Raw genomic sequence first — 16222 nt, forward strand, 5'->3', positions numbered from 1 at the left:
GTCCTGTTTATAGAGCCAGCGGCCTTACGTTCCATCCAGTTTTTCGGGCATTTCAAGGAGAGTCGACATGTACAAGAAGATCCTCGTCGCAGTGGACGGGAGCCACACATCGAAGCTGGCCGTGCAGGAGGCTGTAAAGATCGCATCGCTCACGAGCGGCACGGTGCATGCCGTCTATGTGGTCGATAAATCGCCGATCTTCAACTACGCCGGTTATTTCGACCCGACCGTGCTGACGGACGCATTGCGCAGCGACGGGCGCAACGCGCTCGAAAACGTCGAGTCTACGTGCAGACAATCGGGCGTTGCGTGCGCGAACGAGCTGGTGGAGACGGAGCCCCTCAACGACGATATCGCCCAGACGCTTAAACGTTACGCCGGGCGCCTGGGCGCCGAACTCGTCGTGCTCGGCACGCATGGGCGGCGCGGCATGAAACGGATCGTGCTGGGCAGTGTCGCTGAACACTTCGTGCGGATTTCGCCGTGTCCCGTGCTGCTGGTGCGCGGCAGCGACGAAAAAGACGAAGCCACGCAGTAAAGCATGCGCCGTCCGCGTCAACGCGAGCGGCGCGCGCGTCTGTTCAGAAGAAGGTCGTCGCGAAGTCTTCGTCGGAGGCGCGACGTTCGTATCCCGCCGCGAAATGCCCGACCGTCTGCGCGAGCAACGCAACCGATCCGACGGGCAGCTTCAGATTGACCGCGAGGGCCGAGCGGTTCATCCAGCCACGCGCGGCAGCCGCGAGCCCCATCGACGCGCAGAACAGATACACGTTCTGCAGGATCGCGCCCGCGCTCGCCGACGCGAAGGCTTCGCGCTGCGCGTGCGGGACGTCCTGCATGCGTGTCAGGTCGGCGACATACACCAGATTGACGGGCGCGTGGCCGAGAAACTCCTGGTAACCCGTCATCGCGCGCAGGTCGGCTGCGGCGACGAGGGTAAGCGCATGCGCGACGGGATCGTAGCGATACGCGCCGCTCGCGAGCAGCACATAGATGTCGATCTCGTAGCCGCCCAGCGCCGACGGCGCGGTGCGGCCATAGCCGTGCGCACGGTTGATGCCGTCGGCGGCCCACAGCAGATCGCCGAGCGTGCGGTGATCGAGCGGCGTGTCGGCGAACTCGCGCGACGTTTGCCGAGCGGCGAGCGCGTCGAGCAAGGGCAGGCCGCCCGTGCGTTGCGGGGGCGCAAAGCCGATATACGGAACGGGTGTGCCTTCGACGGGGCGCGGCGCGGGCGTATTGAGCAGCGCGGAGCCGATGCGGAACAGAGGTTTGGTCATGGCGTGCCGTCCGCGCATGGAAGGTGGCTTCCGCATGCGGACCTCCGAAAGAACGTGAGTCCATCGTCCCATGCTTCGCATCGCGCCGTTTGATACAGATCAAGCGGTCCGTCGCCAGGAGGCACAAACTGGTTGGTGTGCCAAGGAGAAAACCATGTTAGCTATCGATGTCATGACGCCATCCGTCATCTGCGCGCAACCGGAAATGACCGTGCAGGAAGCTGCGAAACGTCTGGTCGAAAACAGGATCAGCGGCATGCCTGTCGTCGACGCGAACGGTGCGCTCGCTGGAATCCTGAGCGAAGGGGACCTGCTGCACAGGGTCGAGTTGGGAACCGGGAAACGGCGTTCGCGCTGGCTCGAACTTTTTTCGTCGACGCGCGATCTGGCCAGCAGCTTCGTGAAGGAACACGGACGCACCGTCGCCGACGTGATGACGACGACCGTCATCACCGTCGACGAAACAACCCCCGTCGCCGACATTGCCGAACTGATGGAGCGGCGCCGTATCAAGCGCGTGCCGGTGGTGCGTGACGGCGCGCTGGTCGGCATCGTTACGCGCGGCAACCTGATTCGCGCGCTGGCGAGCACAGCGGCGCCGGCGCAGACGCAAGACACGCCTTCGGCGGACGACCGCGAAATCGCCGATGCGATCGTCGCGGCATTGAGCGAAAAACGCTGGGCGTTGTCGAAGGGAAATGTGATCGTCAAGGATGGGGTCGCGCATCTGTGGGGCGTGATCGAGTCCGAAGCCGAGGAACGCGCGCTGTGCATCGCCGCGCTCGAAGTGAAGGGCGTCAAGGAAGCGCGCGCGCATCTGAGCTATCCGACCATCATGCCTTTGATGTGACGATTGCATGACATTGCAACCCGCCGTGATTCGCGCGGCGAAGGGGCCGTGAATGTTTCGGACCCTTCGCCGCGCGTTTTCCGTTTCAGGGACTAGAATGCACGGCGAGCGGCTCTCAGTACGCAATCCGTTTTCGATTGTTCGCCAGATCCTTCAAGTCAATTCGCCTTGAGCCGCTTTATCGCGGCGAATCGTCTGTCTACATTCACTCCATCGCAGGCCGGCGGGTTCGAGACACCGCCGGTCCCGTCAAACGGTATCGAATCGATTGAGGAAACAGATCATGAGCAAGCTTGCAGGTAAGGTCGCTGTCGTCACGGGCGCGTCGAAAGGAATCGGCGCGGGCATCGCCAAGGCGCTGGCAGCCGAGGGTGCATCCGTGGTCGTCAACTACGCCAGCAGCAAAACCGCTGCTGACGCAGTCGTGGCCGACATCAACGCGGCGGGCGGCAAGGCGATCGCAGTCGGCGGCGACGTGTCGAAGGCAGCGGACGCGCAAGGCATCATCAATGCCGCCGTCGAAACGTACGGCCGTCTCGACGTCCTCGTGAACAATTCAGGCGTCTACGAATTCGCGGCGATTGAAGAATTCACCGAAGAGCAATTCCACAAGCAGTTCAACATCAACGTGCTCGGGCTGTTGCTGACCACGCAGGCGGCCGCGAAGCATCTGGGTGAAGGCGCGAGCATCATCAACATCAGCTCGGTCGTGACGACCATCACGCCGCCGACGAGCGCGATCTACAGCGGCACGAAAGGTGCCGTCGACGCAATCACGGGCGTGCTGGCACGCGAACTGGGACCGAAGAAGATTCGCGTCAATGCGATCAATCCTGGCTTCGTCGTCACTGAGGGCACGCACGAAGCAGGGATTGCCGGCTCCGAGTTCGAAACCAACGCGGTGAGCCAGACGCCGCTTGGCCGGGCAGGCCAGCCGCGCGATATCGCAGCCATCGCGGTGTTCCTCGCATCCGACGATTCCGGCTGGCTGACGGGCGAGCGCATTGTTGCGAGCGGCGGTCTGCGCTGATTGACTGAGCGATCACATCATCGGCATATGCAGATGATGTGGATCGCTCAAGGTTTCCGCGACGCGCTGTAACGCGTCGCGGCAATCGTTTCTGTCCTGCGGGCCACCCAGACAGACGCGGATCGTATTGGGCGGATTGCCGTCCGTCGAAAACGCCGCACCCGCCACCGCCCCGACGCCCTGATTGCGCAATTGCAGCGCCAGCTCTGGCGCGCTCCAGTCACACTGCGGCGGAATCGGCAACCACAAATGAAAGCCATCGGACTGCGCTTCGTAATGCCAGTCGGCCAGTTCCTGTGACGCAATGGTCTGACGCACGTTCGCTTCCTTGCGGATCGCGTCGAGCATCTCGTGCGCGGTGCCGTCGTTGACCCATTGCGTCGCCAGCAGCACCGTGAACGGACTCGGCATGACGGTCGTCGCGCGCAACGCGCCCGCGACGCGCTGCGTTTGCCTCGCTGTTGGCGCGCGCAGATACGCGACGCGCAGCCCTGCGCCGAAGGTCTTCGAAAAGCCCGTCACATACCAGGTCAGCTCCGGCGCCAGCGAAGCCAGCGCGACGGGCTTGTTCGACGGCAGCCAGCCATACGCATCGTCTTCGATGATGGGCACGCTGTAGCGCAAGGCGACGTCGGCGAGCGCTTCGCGCCGCTGCACCGACAGCGTCAGCGTGCTCGGATTCTGCAAGGTCGGGTTGCAGTAGAACGCACCGGGCTTTTCGGTCTTGCACAGCGCTTCGAAGGCGTGCGGCAACGGTCCTTCTTCATCGCGCGGCAGCGGCTGCAAGCGCACGCCGAGTTGCGACGCGATGGCCTTGATGCCGGGATACGCGAGCGTGTCGAGGCAAATGGTTTCGCCCGGTCTCGCCAGCTGCGATACGAGCGCGACGAGCGCGCTATGAATGCCGGGACACACCAGCACGGTATCGTCTTCGCAATCGGGCATGCGTTCCTTGAGCCATGCGCGTCCCGCTGCGCGGTCGTCGGGCGTACCGCCGAAATCCTGATAGCGCAGCAGCCGGTAAGGATCGGTCTGCGCGAGCAGCTGTGCCGACGACTCTCTCAGGCGCGCGGCCAGTTCGGGCGGTTCGGGCGGCATGTTCATCGACATTTCGACGCTGCTGCCGCCCGCGAGCGGCAAGGTCTGCGTGCGTCCACGCACGAACGTGCCGCTGCCCGCGCGGGCATCGAGCAGGCCGCGCTTGCGCGCCTCCGCATAGGCGCGCGCGACGGTGGTGTAGTTCAACTGCAGTGCGCCCGCGAGATCGCGCAGGCCGGGCAGACGGTCGCGCGGACGCAGACGACCGCTGGCGAGATCTTCCTCGATCAGATCCGGTATCACGAGATACGCCGGTTTGCGGCTTTCAGTCAGCCGCTTGAGCCAGTGATGCGCGAGACTGTCCATGCTGTTATTTCCGATGCGGATAACTGAAAAGCGTCATTCAAGGTAACACGCGAATTCCGCGAAAAATAAATCGATTTCCATTCAATTCAAAACTTGATTGCATTGATTGGATGAATGCACGCTTGCGGGGTATCGCGCACCATCCGCACGCAAAAGACGCTGCGTCGTTGTGCGAAGACGGTGCGCGCGCATCTGTCGCTTATCACCGAAAACCCCCGTCAGACAAGGCTCGCAAAGAAATTTTCGGGTCGCTCGAACAATTGCGATTTGATTGATTGGAAGTTGATTGCATGAACCGGGCCGGAAATTGGCATATCCGTTGCGTTAAGTGAGTCGCCAATCGGGATATTTCCCGTCGAGCAATCCGATCAATTACGCGACTTATTGGAGAGCGATATGCCTGCCGTCAACAAACCGATGCATCAGAAAGGCGACTACCTGGTCGACTACGAAGAAAAGGTATTTCCCGACGTCAAGGCCGAACCCGGCGAGAAAGCACTCGTCACCTTTCATACGGTTGCATTCGAAGGCTCGATCGGTTTCGTCAATCTGCTGCAGGCCACGCGTCTGCAGCGCAAGGGCTTCGATACGTCGGTGCTGCTGTACGGCCCGGGCGTCACGCTCGGCCTGCAACGCGGCTTTCCGACGCTCGGCGACGAAGCCTTTCCCGGCCATCTGAACTTCAACAAGCAACTCGTCAAGTTCATGGAAGAGGGCGGCAAGGTGTACGCATGCCGCTTCGCCTTGCAGGCGCTCTATGGTCATGGCGAAGCGTCGCTGATCGAAGGCATCCGGCCGATCAATCCGCTCGATGTGCTCGACCTGCAGCTTCTCCATCGCAAGGAGAACGCGCTGATCATCCATACGTGGACCGTCTGAGCGCGCCGGGTGCCGATCATGTCCGAGCAGCGAATCATCCGTGCAGCGGCGGTGCAGATTGCGCCTGATTTCGAGCGTCCCGGCGGCACGCTCGACAGGGTATGCGCCGCAATCGACGAAGCCGCGTCGAAGGGCATGCAGCTGATCGTCTTCCCCGAGACGTTCGTGCCTTACTACCCGTACTTTTCGTTCGTGCGTCCGCCTGTCGCGTCGGGCGCCGAACACATGCGGCTCTACGAGCAGGCTGTCGTCGTGCCGGGGCCCGTCACGCAGGCCGTGAGCGAGCGTGCGCGCCGTCATTCGATGGTGGTCGTGCTCGGCGTGAACGAGCGCGATCACGGCAGCCTGTACAACACGCAGCTCGTGTTCGACGTCGACGGGCGTCTGGTGCTCAAGCGCCGCAAGATCACGCCGACGTTTCATGAACGGATGATCTGGGGACAAGGCGACGCGGCGGGTCTGAAGGTCGCGCACACGGGCATTGCGCGAGTCGGCGCGCTCGCGTGCTGGGAGCATTACAACCCGCTCGCGCGCTACGCGCTGATGACGCAGCACGAAGAGATCCATTGCAGCCAGTTTCCGGGCTCGCTGGTGGGGCCCATTTTCGCGGAGCAGATCGAGGTGACGATCCGTCATCACGCGCTCGAATCGGGCTGCTTCGTCGTGAACTCGACGGGCTGGCTCAGCGAAGCGCAGATCGAATCCGTGACGACGGACCCGAAGCTGCAAAAGGCGCTGCGCGGCGGCTGCATGACGGCCATTATCTCGCCCGAAGGCCAGCATCTCGCCGAGCCGCTGCGCGAAGGCGAAGGCATGGTCGTCGCGGATCTCGACATGTCGCTGATCACGAAGCGCAAACGGATGATGGACTCGGTCGGTCACTATGCGCGGCCCGAGCTGTTGAGTCTTGCCATCAACGACCGTCCGGCGCTGCCCGTTACGCCGATGTCGATGTCGTTCGAACGCGCGGGTGCGGATGCCGCCCCCGACGAAACCACGAGTGGAGGTCAGGATGAATGCCAGCGTGAACCTGTCGCCGGTTGAGCCGCGCACGCAGCGCCAGCTGATGGAACTGCGCACGGAGCTGCAATCGACGGGGCTGCGCCTCGTCGATCCGAACGCGGGCGCCGCGAGCCGGCGCGGCGGTGCGGGCCCGTCGGACCACAAGGCCGTGACCGTCGATGGCGTGACGATCATGGTGCCCGTGCACACCAGTTCCGCGTGGAATTCGCCGTTCGTCGCGAGCGCGCCGGATCAAGCGGGCGCGAGTGCGCTGATGCGCGGCACGATCCCCATTGCCAGCATCAGCTTTCCGAAAGCGCCGCGCTTCACGCAGTTGCAAACGCTCGACGGCGTGCCGTACTCGCACATCGCGACGCTGCACGGCACCGACGTGCTCGCCACGACGGTGCTGCAAACCTGCATCCGCTACGAAAGCCGCAAGAAGACCTGCAAGTTCTGCGCGATCGGCCAGTCGCTCGCGGCAGGCCGCACGATTGCGCGCAAGACGCCGGAACAGCTTGCGGAAGTGGCGCGCGCAGCCGTGCTGCTCGACGGCGTGAAACATATGGTGCTGACCACGGGCACGCCACCGACGCCGGATCGCGGCGCGCAGATCCTGTGCGAAAGCGCGTTTGCGATCAAGGCGGCCGTCGATCTCCCGATTCAGGCGCAATGCGAGCCGCCGGATAACGATGCGTGGTTCGAGCGCATGAAGGCAAGCGGCATCGACACGCTCGGCATGCATCTCGAAGTCGTCACGCCGGAAGTGCGCGCGCGCGTGATGCCCGGCAAGGCGAGCGTGCCCATCTCGCGCTATATGGAAGCGTTCAAGGCGGCCGTCGCTGTGTTCGGCAAGGGACAGGTCAGCACGTATATCCTCGCGGGCCTCGGCGATACGGCGGAAGCCATTCTGTCGATCTCGCGCGAACTGATCGACCTCGGTGTGTACCCGTTCGTCGTGCCTTTCGTGCCGATCAGCGGCACGCCGCTGGAAGACCATCCCGCGCCTTCGCCCGAGTTCATGAAGTCGATCCTGGCGCCGCTCGGCGCGATGCTGCGCGACGCGCAGATGCGTTCGGCCGATATCAAGGCGGGCTGCGGCAAATGCGGCGCGTGCTCGTCGCTCGCATCGTACGAGGACTGATCATGTTCTGCGAGACATTCGACGAACTGGATGCATTGCCGCTCGACTTCACGCCCGCCGAGTATCGCGTGAAATGGGCGACGCTGCCGTGGGAAAGCAATGAAGCGTACGCGCTTCGGCGCGCGGTGTTCTGCGTCGAGCAGGGCATCTTCGTCGGCGACGACCGCGACGAGATCGACGGTCACGCGAAGCTGCTGGTTGCGCTGAGCTGCATCGCGGGCGTACCGGAACAGGTGGTCGGCACGGTGCGGATCCACGAAACGCAGCCGCGCACGTGGCTCGGCTCGCGCCTTGCGGTCCATGCGGCGTTCCGCTCGCACGGCAAGCTCGGCTCGACGCTGATCCGGCTTGCTGTGAGCAGCGCGCATGCGCTGGGATGCGATACGTTTCTCGCCCATGTGCAGCGTCAGAACGTGCCGCTGTTCAGGCGTCTGCACTGGCAGACGGTCGCGGAGGAAACACTGTTTGGCCGGCCTCACGATCTGATGGAAGCCGACCTCGCGCACTATCCGCCATGCTTTACGCCCGAAAGCGGTTTCGTCACGTCGTCGCGAGGCCGCTCATGAGTCTGCAAGCGCTGGTCGAACGGATGCGCGCAAGCCGCGGCTTTCGGCACAAGACGGATATAGCCGGCGTGGTGGCGTCGCTGGCGTCGCGCTTGCCGAACGGCACGCGCGATCTCGCGCAAGCCGTTGCCGTGGGCGACGACTGCGCGGCGCTCGCCGATGGCGACGGCTATCTGCTGTTCGCGATCGAAGGGCTGGTCAGCGATTTCGTCGAGACGATGCCCTGGTTCGCTGGCTACAGCAGCGTGATGGTCAACGTCAGCGACGTGTATGCGATGGGCGGCCGGCCGCTCGCGGTCGTCGACGCGCTGTGGAGCGATGGGCTCGATGCGGCGGCGGAGATACTGGCGGGTATCGCGGCGGCATCGAATGCGTATGGCGTGCCCGTCGTAGGCGGACACAGCAATACGCGCAGCGCAGAGCCGCAACTGGCGGTGTCGATTCTCGGCCGCGCGAACGCGCTGCTGTCGAGTTTCAACGCGCGACCCGGCGACCGTCTCGTGATGGCCGTCGATCTGCGCGGCCGTTTCGAAGATCCGTATCCGTTCTGGAACGCGTCCGTTGGCGCGCCCGCTGGGCGTCTGCGCGACGATCTCGAACTGCTGCCGCAACTCGCGGAAAGCGGCCTGTGCGACGCGGCCAAGGACATCAGCATGGCGGGCGTGCTCGGCACGTCGCTGATGCTGCTCGAATGCTCGGGCGTCGGCGCGCGCATCGATCTCGACGCGATTCCGCGCCCGGAGCACGTCGATTTCGAACGCTGGCTCAGTGCGTTTCCGAGTTATGGCTTCGTGCTGTCGGTGCGCGATGAGCACGTGGATGAAGTGCTCGCGCGCTTCGCGCAGCGCGGGCTCGCATGCGCGTCGATCGGCAGCGTGGATGCATCGCGCGAGGTCGTCCTTACGCAGCAGTCCGATTCGGCCTTGCTCTGGAGCTTCAAGGACAGCGCGTTCATCGGCGCGCCCGTGAGAGCGCAAACATGAACGGCACCGCGATGCGCATTGCGCTGTTCACGCACTCCGTCAATCCGCGCGGTGGCGTGGTGCATACGCTCGAACTCGGACGCGCACTGCATGAGGCAGGGCAGGACGTGACGATCTTCGCGCCATCCGTCGGCGGTGCGCCGATGTTCCGCGCGTCGACTTGCCGTGTCGTGCTCGCGCCCGTCGCGGCGCACGGCAACGATACGGTATCGATGGTGCGGATGCGGATCGACGCGTTGAAAACCGCGTTGATCGAAGATGGCGCGTCCGGCTTCGACGTGCTTCACGCACAGGACAGCATCAGCGGCAACGCGCTTGCCGAACTGCGCGAAGCGGGTGCGATTCGCGGCTTCGTGCGCACGGTCCATCATCTCGATACGTTCGACGACGCGCGGCTGAGCGAGTGGCAGCGTCGTGCGTTCGCGGACGCCGATGCTGTGTTCTGCGTCAGTGACACGTGGACGCATAAGATGCGCGACGCGTTCGATATTGCGGCGTCGACCGTCAATAACGGCGTTGACGTGCAGCGCTTTCGCAGTTCAAGCGAGGCAAACGACCCAGACGTTTGCATGACGCCGGGCGTTGTCGGCAAGCCGGTCGTGCTGGCCGTGGGCGGCATCGAGGCGCGCAAGAACACGCTGCAACTGCTGGAGGCGTTTGCCTTACTGAGGCAAACGCATGCCCACGCGCAACTCGTGATCGCAGGCGGCGCGAGTCTGCTGGATCACGATGCCTATACGCGCCGCTTCATCGCGCGCGCAGCGCAACTGGGTCTGCGCATCGGGCAGGGCGAAGCAATCGTCGTCACAGGTCCGCTCGATGACGCAGCCATCCCCGCATTGATGCGGCGCGCCGATGTCGTTTCGATGGTGTCGCTGCGCGAGGGCTTCGGTCTCGTCACGCTCGAAGCGCTGGCGGCAGGCGCGCCCGTCGTCGTGTCGCAGATCGAACCCTTCACTGGTTATCTCGACGAACGCGTCTGCTGCTGGGCACAACCCGACGACGCCGCCAGCATCGCCGATGCACTGCGCCGCGCGCTGCACGATCGCGGCGGCATCGACTTCGAACATGCGGTCCCCGAGCTGCTTGCACGCTTCAGTTGGCGCGAAAGCGCGCATCGACATATCGCGCTGTACGCGAGCCATGTGCAGCACCTCATGCAAGCGCTCAGCGCCTGAATCTCTCAATCAAAGGAAACGTGATGCCAGTCATGCACTTCAGGGTCCAGTGGCCGGACGGCAGCGAGGCCAACTGCTATTCGCCTTCGACCGTAGTCGGCGAGTTTTTCGTTGCCGGACAACGTTATGCGCTTGGCGATTTCGTCGACAGGGCACGCGAGGCGCTGCATATCGGCTCGGAACGCGTGCGCGAGAAGTACGGCTTCGCGTGCTCGGCGGCGATGGATCAGCTTGCGCAGATCGAAGCTCAGGCGCAGCGCTTCGCTACCGATCCGCAAGCGGAAGTCCAGGTCGTCGAACTTTTGTGAACCGAACGCAGGAAAGAATCATGTCGAACGCAAACACTCTCGCTCCCGATGCAACGAACTCGGTTCCCCATCATACGGTGATCGTCGTAGGCGGCGGACAGGCCGGACTGTCGATCAGCTACTACCTGAAAGAGGCGGGCATCGATCATCTGGTGATCGAAAAGCACACGGTCACGCATACATGGCGCTCGCAGCGCTGGGATGCGTTCTGCCTCGTCACGCCGAACTGGCAATGCGCGCTGCCGGGCTACCCGTATCGCGGCGACGATCCGCACGGCTTTATGAAGAAGGACGAGATCATCGCGTATCTGGACGGCTTCATCGCGATGGTCGATGCGCCCGTGCTCGAACATACGGAAGTCCGCAAGATCAAGCGCCTGGCATCAGGCGGCTATGTCGTGTCGACGTCGAATGGCGACTTCACGGCCGATCAGGTCGTGGTGGCTTCAGGCGGCTATCACACGCCCATCGTGCCGCGCATGGCCGAACGTTTGCCTGCTGACATCGTGCAGTTGCAGTCGTCGCATTACCGCAATCCGCAGGCGCTGCCCGAAGGCGCGGTGCTCGTCGTGGGCTCGGGGCAGTCGGGCGCGCAGATCGCGGAAGACCTGCATCTGGCGGGCCGCAAGGTGTATCTGGCCGTCGGTGAAGCACCGCGTTGCGCGCGCTTCTATCGCGGCCGCGATGTGGTCGACTGGCTCGCGGACATGCGCTATTACGACATGCCCGTCGATCAGCATCCGCTGCGCGAAGGCGTGCGCGACAACACGAACCACTATGTGACGGGCCGCGACGGCGGACGCGATATCGACTTGCGGCGCTTTGCGCTCGAAGGCATGGAACTGTATGGCAGGCTCGACGATCTGCGCGACGGCCGTCTGCAGTTCGCGCCCAATCTGATCGATGCCCTCGATAGCGCCGACGACACGTATAACCGGATCAACGCGAGCATCGACGGCTTCATCGAGAAGCATGGATTCGACGCGCCGGCCGGTACGCCTTATGCACCCGTGTGGCGGCCCGAAGGCGAACGCACGTCGCTCGATCTCGCGGCAAGCGGCATCACGTCGATTGTCTGGTGCATCGGCTTCAGGCCGGATTTCAGCTGGATCGATGCGCCTGTCTTCAACGGACGCGGTTATCCCGCGCATGTTCGCGGCATCACGCCGCAAGCGGGCTTGTATTTCATCGGGCTGCCGTGGCTGCATACATGGGGATCGGGCCGCTTCTCCGGCATCGCGCGCGATGCCGGGCATGTGGTCGATACGATCCGTTCATCCATCGACGCAGCGTCGACGAGTCTCGCGGCGTGAGCATGATCCAACGCTATCGCGCGGGCATGCCGCAATTGAGCTACACGGGGCTGTCGGAAAACTGGTTGCTCAAGGAGTGCGGGCATCGCCATTGGGAGGCGCTTGCCGCGCATGCGGGCCGCGAGCAGACGGACTTTCACGACGACGACGGCGGGCGTTCGTATGCGGCGTTTACGGCGATTCGACTGCAAACGGGCGGCCTCGACTCGATCGGCGAAAACGACACGTTCGACATTCGCAGCACCCTGTGCAGAACGGGACCCGTGCGTCATTTCAGCACGCATCGCATCATGCGCGGCGAGACGGAGATTGCGGAACTGTCGATGTCGTCGGCATTCGTCACGCGCGGCGAGCCGCGCAGCAACCGTTGCGTCGCGCGCGCGGCGCTGGCGGCGCTGCCCGGTGGCGTCGAGCCGATGCCCGAACCTGCGTTGCAGATGATGCAGATGAGCAAGCGTCTGCGGGCGGCAGACCGCGCCGCGCTGCCGGAACTCGCGCCCGCGACCGACGAACCGATTGAATTTCTTCCTTGCCCGAACAGCGATTTCAACGGCGCGGACTTCCTTTATTTCGCGAGTTTTCAGGCGTTTGTCGATCGCGCCGAATGGCAATGGCGACGCTTCGACGAGCCGCCGCTGGTCGCGAGCCGCTCGTTGTTCTACTACGGCAATGTCGATGTCGGCGATACATTGAGCCTGCGTGTGGTTGGCAGCGCAGAAGACGAACGGGGCATCCGGCACTGGACGGAAGTGCGCCGCAAGAGCGACGGCATGAAGATCGCCGATGTCACGACGGAGAAGCGCTGGAGGCGCCGATGAGCACGACACGCGCACGCCGCCGCGCTGTGCCGCTCAAGCGCGTCTATACGCGCGCGGATATCGAAGGCATTGCGCATGTGGACAGCATGCCGGGAGAAGCGCCGTTCGTGCGTGGGCCGTTCGCTTCGATGTACACCGAAAAGCCGTGGACGATTCGCCAGTACGCAGGCTACGCGCAAGCCGCCGATACGAACCTCGCCTTCCGCACCGCGCTGGCGGAAGGCACGCAAGGTCTCTCGGTCGCATTCGATCTGCCGACCCAGCGCGGTTACGATTCGGACGACCCCGCAGTCAGCGCGGACGTCGGGATGACGGGCGTGGCCATCGATACGGTCGAAGACATGGCACGGCTTTTCGAAGACATACCGCTCGACCGCGTGTCGGTATCGATGACGATGAACGGGGCTGTCTTGCCCGTGCTCGGCGCGTTTATCGTCGCGGCGGACGAAAGCGGCGTGCATGCATCGCAACTGCGGGGCACGATCCAGAACGACATCCTGAAAGAGTTCATGGTGCGCAACACGGGCATCTTCGCGCCCGAGCCTTCGCTGCGCATCGCCGCCGATGTGGCCGCCCATCTTGCGCAACAGGTGCCGCGCTTCAATGCACTGTCGGTCTCCGGCTATCACTTTCAGGAAGCGGGTGCGGACGCCGTGCTCGAACTCGCGCTGACGATGGCCAATGCGCGCACCTATGTCGACACCCTCGTCGCACGCGGCATGCACGCAAACGACGCGTGTGAGCGCATGAGTTTCTTCTTCGGTGTCGGCACGGATTTTTATGTCGAGGTCGCGAAACTGCGCGCCGCGCGGCTGTTGTGGTCGGAGATCGCATCGCATAGCGGCGCCACGTCGGACAAGGGCCGCGCGCTGCGCATGCATTGCCAGACGTCGGGCTGGTCGCTGACGGCGCAAAAACCGATGAACAACGTCGTGCGGACGACGGTCGAGGCGCTCGCGGCTGTGTTCGGCGGCACGCAGTCGTTACATACCAATGCGTACGACGAAGCGCTGGCGCTGCCTTGCGCGGAGTCTTCGCGGCTCGCGCGCGATACGCAACTGGTGCTTCAGCACGAGACGGGCGTCTGCGATGTAGTCGATCCATGGGCCGGGTCGTACATGATGGAAGCCCTGACGGCCGATATCGCAAGCCGGGTGCGTGCCGTGCTCGATGAGATCGACGCGAGCGGCGGCGTCGTCGAGGCGATACGTTCGGGCTGGGTACGCGCGCGTATTCATGAATCGGCACTGCGCATGCAGGCGGATATCGAAAGCGGGCAACGCGTGATTGTGGGCGTCAACCGCTTTATGACGGACGACGAGGACGAGCCGCTTGTCACGCAGGCGCAGGACGCTGCGCAGATTCGCACGCTGCAGGCACGCCGCGTCGCGCAGGTGAAGCGATCGCGCGATGCGACACGTGTGCGCGACACGCTTGCCGCGTTGCAACGGGCGGCACGCGATGGCGAAGGCAACCTGCTTGAATTGACCATCGCATGCATGCGTGCGCGTGCGACAGTCGGCGAATGCACGCAGGCACTGGAAGCTGTTTGGCCCCGGCACACGGTGGATTTACCGGTATCGGCGCAAGTGTACGGCGAGATGCTGTCGTCCGACGCCGAATGGATGAACGCCCGCGCAGCCGTGCAACGTGTCACGAAGCAACTGGGGCGCGCGCCGCACATCTTGCTGGCAAAGCTCGGCCAGGATGGTCACGACCGGGGCGCGCGTATCGTCGCTGCCGCGCTCGGGGATGCGGGCTTCAACGTGACGACGGGCGCGATGTTCGCGTCGGCAGAGGCAGTCAGCGAACTGGCGTCGAAGCACGATGTCGATGTGATCGGCGTGTCGTCGCTGGCAGGCGCGCATGTCGAACTGGTGTCGGGTCTGCTCGAAGCACTGCGTGACAAAGGCTCGCACATTCCCATCGTGATCGGCGGAAACATCGACAGCGCGAGCTGGCATGCATTGAAGAAGCGGGGCGTCGCCAGATGCTTTCCGACAGGTGCGAGCATCGGGACTATCGTGACGGAGCTGGCGACATACATCTCCGAGATCGATTTCGCAGCGGTCTCATAGCGTTACGAGACTACTACCGCCGCGAGCCCGATCCCCGATCCCCGATCCCCGATCAATATCCGTAACCGCCCTGACACGGCACATAGGCGCGTTGATAGCTGTCGTAGCAAGCGTTCGACGGCGGTTGCGAATAAGCCGGTTGCGCGTACACGGGTTGCTGATAGACAGGTTGTTGATACACCGGTTGCGCGTACGCGGGCTGTGCATTGGCAACCGACGTCACGAGCGCACCGAGCACGGCACCTCCGATCAGCGCCCCCACGATCGCGCCGCCATCGACGCCGCCGCCACGGCCCCAGCCGCCGCGCCCGTGCGCCGATGCCTGCTGGGCCACCGACAAGCTACCGATCATCAACAAGACAAGCGCTGCGCGTTTCATGATGGTTCTCCGCTTTCCGTTTAACGGGTTGATGGAGACCATCTTAATCAGCACTCGATGAAATAACTTATGCAGTTGGTAACCGCACATTTCAACGCTTACAAATACCGTAGCGGGCCGGTCAGACGCTGAACTGTCGTCCGACGTAGTCGATGTGCACGTACATTGCCTGTTGCGCGGCATCCGGATTCCCCTCACGAATCGCGTAATAGATCGATTCGTGCTGGCGCAAGCGGCTGCGTGCCTGCTCGGCTGCATTCGCGTTGTTGACGGTTGCGTCGTATGTGTTGCTTGCAATGTGTTCGCGCAACATGCCGATCACGCTCGCATAGAACTGATCGAGCAGCCGGTTTTGGGACGCTGCAACGAGCGCCGTATGGAATTCACCGTCGGTGGCGGCTTCCTTATCGACGTCCTTGCCTGCAACCGCGTCGCGCATGCGTTCGAGCACGCCCTCGAAACGTTCGAGTTCCCGGTGCGACGCACGTTGCGCGGCGAAACGCGCGGCGGCGCACTCGAACACCAGGCGGAATTCAAGCGTTTCGGAACGCAGCGGCGGGGTATCGGCGATCAGCTGAAGCCACGGCGCCGCCAGTGACGCGGGCTTGCTGCGCAGCAGATAGACGCCGCTACCGCGTCGCGCTTCCAGAAGACCTTTGGTTGCGAGGCGTCCAATCGCTTCGCGTACCGTCGCGCGCGACACGCCCAGCGACTCCGCGAGCATGCGTTCGGACGGCAAGCGTTCGTCAGGCTGCCAGCGACCTGCCTGAATGCCCGACTCGATGTGGCGGATTGTCTGCGCCAATGCGCCCGCTGCTTTCAAACGACTTTCCACAATTGATCCTTCATCAGCCACACCGGGGAAGGCCTGTTTTCAACCCGATGAAAAGTGGCCTGACCAGTTTGCGTGTCCAATCGGGCCGACCGCAATATGAGTCCGCGCCGGCAAACGCTCCGCACGTCAGCAGAGAGTGTCGCCCGTGCTAACCCACAATCCGAACAGGAGGATC

The 16222-nt window shown here is 63.6% G+C and carries 17 protein-coding genes; 13 read left to right on the forward strand and 4 right to left on the reverse strand.

Annotation, left to right across the window (positions count from 1 at the left end; genetic code table 11):
• The first annotated feature begins 67 nt into the window (after positions 1-67).
• Entirely contained in the window at positions 68-538 is a 471-nt protein-coding gene (locus PPGU16_RS33585; protein ID WP_180727002.1) for a universal stress protein, read from the forward strand.
• Positions 539-581: 43 nt separating this feature from the next.
• On the opposite strand, the gene PPGU16_RS33590 is transcribed toward PPGU16_RS33585, so the two are convergent.
• Entirely contained in the window at positions 582-1280 is a 699-nt protein-coding gene (locus PPGU16_RS33590) for a SagB/ThcOx family dehydrogenase (RefSeq protein WP_180727003.1), read from the reverse strand.
• Positions 1281-1434: 154 nt separating this feature from the next.
• Here PPGU16_RS33590 and PPGU16_RS33595 point away from each other — a divergent pair, with 154 nt between their 5' ends.
• Entirely contained in the window at positions 1435-2130 is a 696-nt protein-coding gene (locus tag PPGU16_RS33595; protein WP_180727004.1) for a CBS domain-containing protein, read from the forward strand.
• Between the two features lie 283 nt (positions 2131-2413).
• A complete protein-coding gene (locus PPGU16_RS33600; protein ID WP_180727005.1) occupies positions 2414-3160 on the forward strand; it encodes a glucose 1-dehydrogenase in 747 nt (248 codons plus the stop codon).
• A 12-nt stretch (positions 3161-3172) separates the two neighbouring features.
• Here PPGU16_RS33600 and PPGU16_RS33605 read toward each other — a convergent pair whose 3' ends face one another.
• Positions 3173-4564 (reverse strand): aminotransferase-like domain-containing protein, encoded by a 1392-nt coding sequence (locus PPGU16_RS33605; RefSeq protein WP_180727006.1) that lies wholly within the window; start codon positions 4562-4564, stop codon positions 3173-3175.
• A gap of 396 nt (positions 4565-4960) precedes the next feature.
• Between PPGU16_RS33605 and PPGU16_RS33610 the strand changes: the two genes are divergently transcribed.
• The 10 genes from PPGU16_RS33610 to scpA are packed head-to-tail and all read left to right on the forward strand — an operon-like array spanning position 4961 to position 14833.
• On the forward strand, positions 4961-5443 hold the full coding sequence (locus PPGU16_RS33610; RefSeq protein ID WP_180727007.1) for an MSMEG_0572/Sll0783 family nitrogen starvation response protein: 483 nt from the start codon (positions 4961-4963) through the stop codon (positions 5441-5443).
• 18 nt (positions 5444-5461) lie between these two features.
• Complete coding sequence (locus PPGU16_RS33615; RefSeq protein ID WP_180727008.1) at positions 5462-6487, forward strand: Nit6803 family nitrilase; 1026 nt, start codon at positions 5462-5464, stop codon at positions 6485-6487.
• Entirely contained in the window at positions 6456-7589 is a 1134-nt protein-coding gene (locus PPGU16_RS33620) for an MSMEG_0568 family radical SAM protein (RefSeq protein ID WP_180727009.1), read from the forward strand. The genes PPGU16_RS33615 and PPGU16_RS33620 overlap by 32 nt, the downstream gene beginning before the upstream one ends.
• A 2-nt stretch (positions 7590-7591) precedes the next feature.
• Positions 7592-8155 (forward strand): MSMEG_0567/Sll0786 family nitrogen starvation N-acetyltransferase, encoded by a 564-nt coding sequence (locus PPGU16_RS33625; protein ID WP_180727010.1) that lies wholly within the window; start codon positions 7592-7594, stop codon positions 8153-8155.
• Entirely contained in the window at positions 8152-9138 is a 987-nt protein-coding gene (locus PPGU16_RS33630) for a sll0787 family AIR synthase-like protein (protein WP_180727011.1), read from the forward strand. The genes PPGU16_RS33625 and PPGU16_RS33630 overlap by 4 nt, the downstream gene beginning before the upstream one ends.
• Complete coding sequence (locus PPGU16_RS33635) at positions 9135-10316, forward strand: MSMEG_0565 family glycosyltransferase (RefSeq protein ID WP_180727012.1); 1182 nt, start codon at positions 9135-9137, stop codon at positions 10314-10316. Before PPGU16_RS33630 ends, PPGU16_RS33635 begins: the two co-directional genes overlap by 4 nt.
• A gap of 23 nt (positions 10317-10339) precedes the next feature.
• The gene (locus PPGU16_RS33640; RefSeq protein WP_180727013.1) at positions 10340-10624 is read left to right on the forward strand and encodes an MSMEG_0570 family nitrogen starvation response protein; all 285 of its coding nucleotides are present in this window, start codon (positions 10340-10342) and stop codon (positions 10622-10624) included.
• A gap of 20 nt (positions 10625-10644) precedes the next feature.
• Positions 10645-11937: an MSMEG_0569 family flavin-dependent oxidoreductase gene (locus PPGU16_RS33645; RefSeq protein ID WP_180727014.1), complete on the forward strand. Its 1293-nt coding sequence runs from the start codon at positions 10645-10647 to the stop codon at positions 11935-11937.
• Between the two features lie 2 nt (positions 11938-11939).
• On the forward strand, positions 11940-12755 hold the full coding sequence (locus tag PPGU16_RS33650) for a Pnap_2097 family protein (RefSeq protein ID WP_180727161.1): 816 nt from the start codon (positions 11940-11942) through the stop codon (positions 12753-12755).
• A complete protein-coding gene (scpA, locus tag PPGU16_RS33655; protein ID WP_180727015.1) occupies positions 12752-14833 on the forward strand; it encodes a methylmalonyl-CoA mutase in 2082 nt (693 codons plus the stop codon). Before PPGU16_RS33650 ends, scpA begins: the two co-directional genes overlap by 4 nt.
• Positions 14834-14885: 52 nt before the next feature.
• On the opposite strand, the gene PPGU16_RS33660 is transcribed toward scpA, so the two are convergent.
• Together PPGU16_RS33660 and PPGU16_RS33665 are read right to left on the reverse strand one after the other, a co-directional pair.
• Positions 14886-15212, reverse strand: coding sequence for a hypothetical protein (locus tag PPGU16_RS33660; protein WP_180727016.1), 327 nt, complete (start codon positions 15210-15212; stop codon positions 14886-14888).
• 121 nt (positions 15213-15333) lie between these two features.
• Positions 15334-16047 (reverse strand): FadR/GntR family transcriptional regulator, encoded by a 714-nt coding sequence (locus tag PPGU16_RS33665; RefSeq protein ID WP_224031754.1) that lies wholly within the window; start codon positions 16045-16047, stop codon positions 15334-15336.
• Positions 16048-16222: the final 175 nt, after the last annotated feature.

Origin of the sequence: Paraburkholderia largidicola (genome assembly GCF_013426895.1) — a bacterium.
GTDB classification, from domain to species: domain Bacteria; phylum Pseudomonadota; class Gammaproteobacteria; order Burkholderiales; family Burkholderiaceae; genus Paraburkholderia; species Paraburkholderia largidicola.

Excerpts from the sequence above, each read along its gene's own strand:
- PPGU16_RS33595 (WP_180727004.1), top strand. The coding sequence starts at position 1,435 with ATGTTAGCTATCGATGTCATGACGCCATCCGTCATCTGCGCGCAACCG.
- scpA (WP_180727015.1), top strand. The coding sequence starts at position 12,752 with ATGAGCACGACACGCGCACGCCGCCGCGCTGTGCCGCTCAAGCGCGTC.
- PPGU16_RS33630 (WP_180727011.1), top strand. The coding sequence starts at position 8,152 with ATGAGTCTGCAAGCGCTGGTCGAACGGATGCGCGCAAGCCGCGGCTTT.
- PPGU16_RS33640 (WP_180727013.1), top strand. The coding sequence starts at position 10,340 with ATGCCAGTCATGCACTTCAGGGTCCAGTGGCCGGACGGCAGCGAGGCC.
- PPGU16_RS33625 (WP_180727010.1), top strand. The coding sequence starts at position 7,592 with ATGTTCTGCGAGACATTCGACGAACTGGATGCATTGCCGCTCGACTTC.
- PPGU16_RS33620 (WP_180727009.1), top strand. The coding sequence starts at position 6,456 with ATGAATGCCAGCGTGAACCTGTCGCCGGTTGAGCCGCGCACGCAGCGC.
- PPGU16_RS33660 (WP_180727016.1), bottom strand. The coding sequence starts at position 15,212 with ATGAAACGCGCAGCGCTTGTCTTGTTGATGATCGGTAGCTTGTCGGTG.
- PPGU16_RS33610 (WP_180727007.1), top strand. The coding sequence starts at position 4,961 with ATGCCTGCCGTCAACAAACCGATGCATCAGAAAGGCGACTACCTGGTC.
- PPGU16_RS33585 (WP_180727002.1), top strand. The coding sequence starts at position 68 with ATGTACAAGAAGATCCTCGTCGCAGTGGACGGGAGCCACACATCGAAG.
- PPGU16_RS33600 (WP_180727005.1), top strand. The coding sequence starts at position 2,414 with ATGAGCAAGCTTGCAGGTAAGGTCGCTGTCGTCACGGGCGCGTCGAAA.
- PPGU16_RS33615 (WP_180727008.1), top strand. The coding sequence starts at position 5,462 with ATGTCCGAGCAGCGAATCATCCGTGCAGCGGCGGTGCAGATTGCGCCT.
- PPGU16_RS33645 (WP_180727014.1), top strand. The coding sequence starts at position 10,645 with ATGTCGAACGCAAACACTCTCGCTCCCGATGCAACGAACTCGGTTCCC.
- PPGU16_RS33605 (WP_180727006.1), bottom strand. The coding sequence starts at position 4,564 with ATGGACAGTCTCGCGCATCACTGGCTCAAGCGGCTGACTGAAAGCCGC.
- PPGU16_RS33635 (WP_180727012.1), top strand. The coding sequence starts at position 9,135 with ATGAACGGCACCGCGATGCGCATTGCGCTGTTCACGCACTCCGTCAAT.
- PPGU16_RS33650 (WP_180727161.1), top strand. The coding sequence starts at position 11,940 with ATGATCCAACGCTATCGCGCGGGCATGCCGCAATTGAGCTACACGGGG.
- PPGU16_RS33590 (WP_180727003.1), bottom strand. The coding sequence starts at position 1,280 with ATGACCAAACCTCTGTTCCGCATCGGCTCCGCGCTGCTCAATACGCCC.